A 2,627-nucleotide genomic window follows, 5' to 3' on the forward strand; every position below is an offset into this window, starting at 1 on the left:
TGGTCTACCACTTCTTCTTCAAGGTGCTGGGCCTGTTCCTGATGGCGGTCGAGCTGAGTTGGTTTATCGCCCGGCCGATCGCTCAGGAGTTGGCGCAGTGGTGGCAACGGAGGCGGGCCATGCGCCTGAACCGCAACCTCATCGCAACGCTCGCCGCACTGGCTGGCGTGGTCCTGTTACTCACCTGGCCATGGCAAAGTCGCGTGCCCGTGCCGGCCGTGCTGCAGGCGGGTCAGCACACTGCCCTGTTCCCGCCCGTGCCCGCGCGTCTGGTCGACATCGCGGCCAGGGATAGCGCCCAGGTTCAACAGGGGGATCTGCTGTACCGCCTGGACTCGCCGGAGCTGGAACACGCGCTGCGCCAGACCCAAAAGCGCATCGCGCTGGCCGAACAGCTGCTGCGACGTCAGGCGGCGAGCGCGGAGACACTGGGCCGCCTGACCGTGCTGGAACAGGAGTTGGCCGCCGACCGGACACGGCTGGACGGCCTGCGGGCACAACAAGCGCGGCTCTCGGTGCGCGCACCGATCGCAGGCAGGTTGAGCGACGTGCCCCCGGAGCTGGCCACCGGACAGTGGATCACGCGCGAGCAGACGCTGGGGCGGATCATCGGCACGAGCCCGGCACGCCTGCGCGGCTATGTCCGGGCGCGTGACGTCGCCCGCTTCGAGGCCGGCGCGGCAGGCCGTTTCTACCCTCAGGATCCAGCACGCGCGCCGATCGATGTCAGAGTTGGCGCACGCGAAACGGTCAACGCCAGCCGACTGGAAATCCCGTATCTGGCCGCGACCTACGGCGGCGGGATCGAGACCGAACGTCGACAGACCCGTGACGCCGCGGCCGAGATCGCCGGCAGCGGTCTGGTGCCGCACACGCCCGTCTACCGCGTCGAGATGGCGCCACGCGCAGACCAAGCCGCGCCCGAGCAGGTCGTGCCCGGCACCGTCATGGTCGACGGCACGGGACGCAGCCTGATTGCCCGAGCCTGGCGCAGTGCGGCCGCCGTGCTGATCCGGGAAAGCGGTTTCTGAACGCCAGCGTTACCAGCCACCGTCACCGCTTTGCGATAATCCAGACGGCGTGCACGATGCCCGGGATATAGCCAAGCAGGGTGAGCAGGATGTTGAGCCAGAATTGACCGCCCAGGCCAACCTGGAGGAACACGCCCAACGGTGGGAGTAGGATGGCGAAGATGATGCGAATGATGTCCATATTCGTATAGATACGAGCGACCCATCAGGACTGCAAGGCATACCAGAAAGCGTCACACGTCTGATCCAGGCCGTGCGCCTTGTGTCCCGATCGTGCGTCAACGCCCAAGCACGCGCCGGCTCGCAGCGCCGCTAAGGCTCGACCGAGGGCGGCAGACGGACCCAGACCGCATTGCGGTGCAGCTTGAAGGTCGCGGGCGTGCGACTGACGATCTCACCGTCGGCGTTGACCCGCTTGGGCTTGGCTGGCGTCTCGACGTGGAACTCACGCGCCCGAAGGTTCGTCACACTGCGCCAAGCATTGTGGGTGCCACGCATAAACGCAGGGAACAGGATCGGCAGGCGCCACAGCGGCTGCGGTTCCAGGCTGTAGAGGTCCAACCGTCCGTCATCGATCGAGGCGTCGGCGTGCACCCGTACCCCACCGCCATGACGCACCCCGTTGCCGACCGTGAGCTGGATCGAATTCAACGTCACCAGCTCGCCGTCACAGGTCACGTAGGCGCGGAAATTCCGCCGGGCCCGCGTCAGATCCAGCAATGTCAGCAGATAGCTGAACACCCCGTAGCGCTTCGGACCGGCCTCCAGGCGTTCGGCGACGTCGACGCTCAGGCCGATACTGGCGGCGTTATAGAAGGTGTGGCCGTTGACCTCCCCGACGTCGATGTCCTCGAGCCGGCCGGTCCGGGCGAGCTCTGCCGCCGCGATCAGGTCACGCGGGATGCCCAGCGTACGCGCGAGATCGTTCGCGGTGCCAAGCGGCAGGATCACCATCGGCAGACCGGTCTGCATGAAGGCCGGCGCGACACTGGACAGCGTGCCATCGCCGCCGCCCACCGCGACCTGGTCGACCTCGTTCGACAGCTCGACGATCCGCATCGCCATCCGGTCGGGATCGTCCGCAATCTCGCGTATCACCGATCCCGCCGGACCCAAGGCCTGTTCGATCTCATCCAGCTGGTTCTCGAGCTGCGCGGCCTTCGCACGCGGCAGGATCAATAGGATCCGCCCGGTTTGCTTCGTCGTCACGTGGTCGTTCCCCCACCGTACGCCGACACGTACGCACAGACGTACGCGGCTCATCGTATGCTTGGACACCTGACTAGCTATACATACGATCGCGGCGCAAAAACCCTAAGGCGACCGCAGCCTCAGAAAACTCACGCACGAGAGAATATAGGCGAGCTGCGCATTCCCAACACCGGCCGGCATCCGACCCTGCCTCGTACAACATCAGTATGCCGACCAACCGTACGCCCAACCTGCTGTCAACAGACATGTTCTCGGCACGATCCGCCCGATCGGAAAGGCAGAACTGTCAACTTGGCGATCGAACGGATTTAGCATGGCCGCCGACACCTACTTGCCAAAGCGCTCAGACGAACACCCAGGACACGGTACAAGGCCGTTTCCATG

Annotated in this window: 3 protein-coding genes; 1 reads left to right on the plus strand and 2 read right to left on the minus strand. The window is 65.4% G+C overall.

Annotated features, from left to right (window positions below; all coding sequences use genetic code 11):
• Positions 1–1,031: efflux RND transporter periplasmic adaptor subunit (locus CCR87_RS00115; RefSeq protein ID WP_201155319.1), on the plus strand; the 1,031-nt coding region annotated here is incomplete at its 5' end.
• Positions 1,032–1,053: 22 nt separating this feature from the next.
• Here CCR87_RS00115 and CCR87_RS00120 read toward each other — a convergent pair.
• Together CCR87_RS00120 and CCR87_RS00125 are read right to left on the minus strand one after the other, a co-directional pair.
• Positions 1,054–1,212 carry a YqaE/Pmp3 family membrane protein gene (locus CCR87_RS00120; protein WP_037256452.1) on the minus strand — a complete coding sequence of 53 codons (159 nt, stop codon included), beginning with the start codon at positions 1,210–1,212 and terminating at the stop codon, positions 1,054–1,056.
• A 131-nt stretch (positions 1,213–1,343) separates the two neighbouring features.
• Positions 1,344–2,240: a lipid kinase gene (locus CCR87_RS00125; RefSeq protein WP_037256455.1), complete on the minus strand. Its 897-nt coding sequence runs from the start codon at positions 2,238–2,240 to the stop codon at positions 1,344–1,346.
• Positions 2,241–2,627: the final 387 nt, after the last annotated feature.

Source organism: Rhodobaculum claviforme, from assembly GCF_016653255.1.
Taxonomy (GTDB): domain Bacteria; phylum Pseudomonadota; class Alphaproteobacteria; order Rhodobacterales; family Rhodobacteraceae; genus Rhodobaculum; species Rhodobaculum claviforme.

Bases quoted from the DNA above. Each gene is read 5' to 3' on its own strand.
- CCR87_RS00120 (WP_037256452.1), bottom strand. From the start codon at position 1,212: ATGGACATCATTCGCATCATCTTCGCCATCCTACTCCCACCGTTGGGC.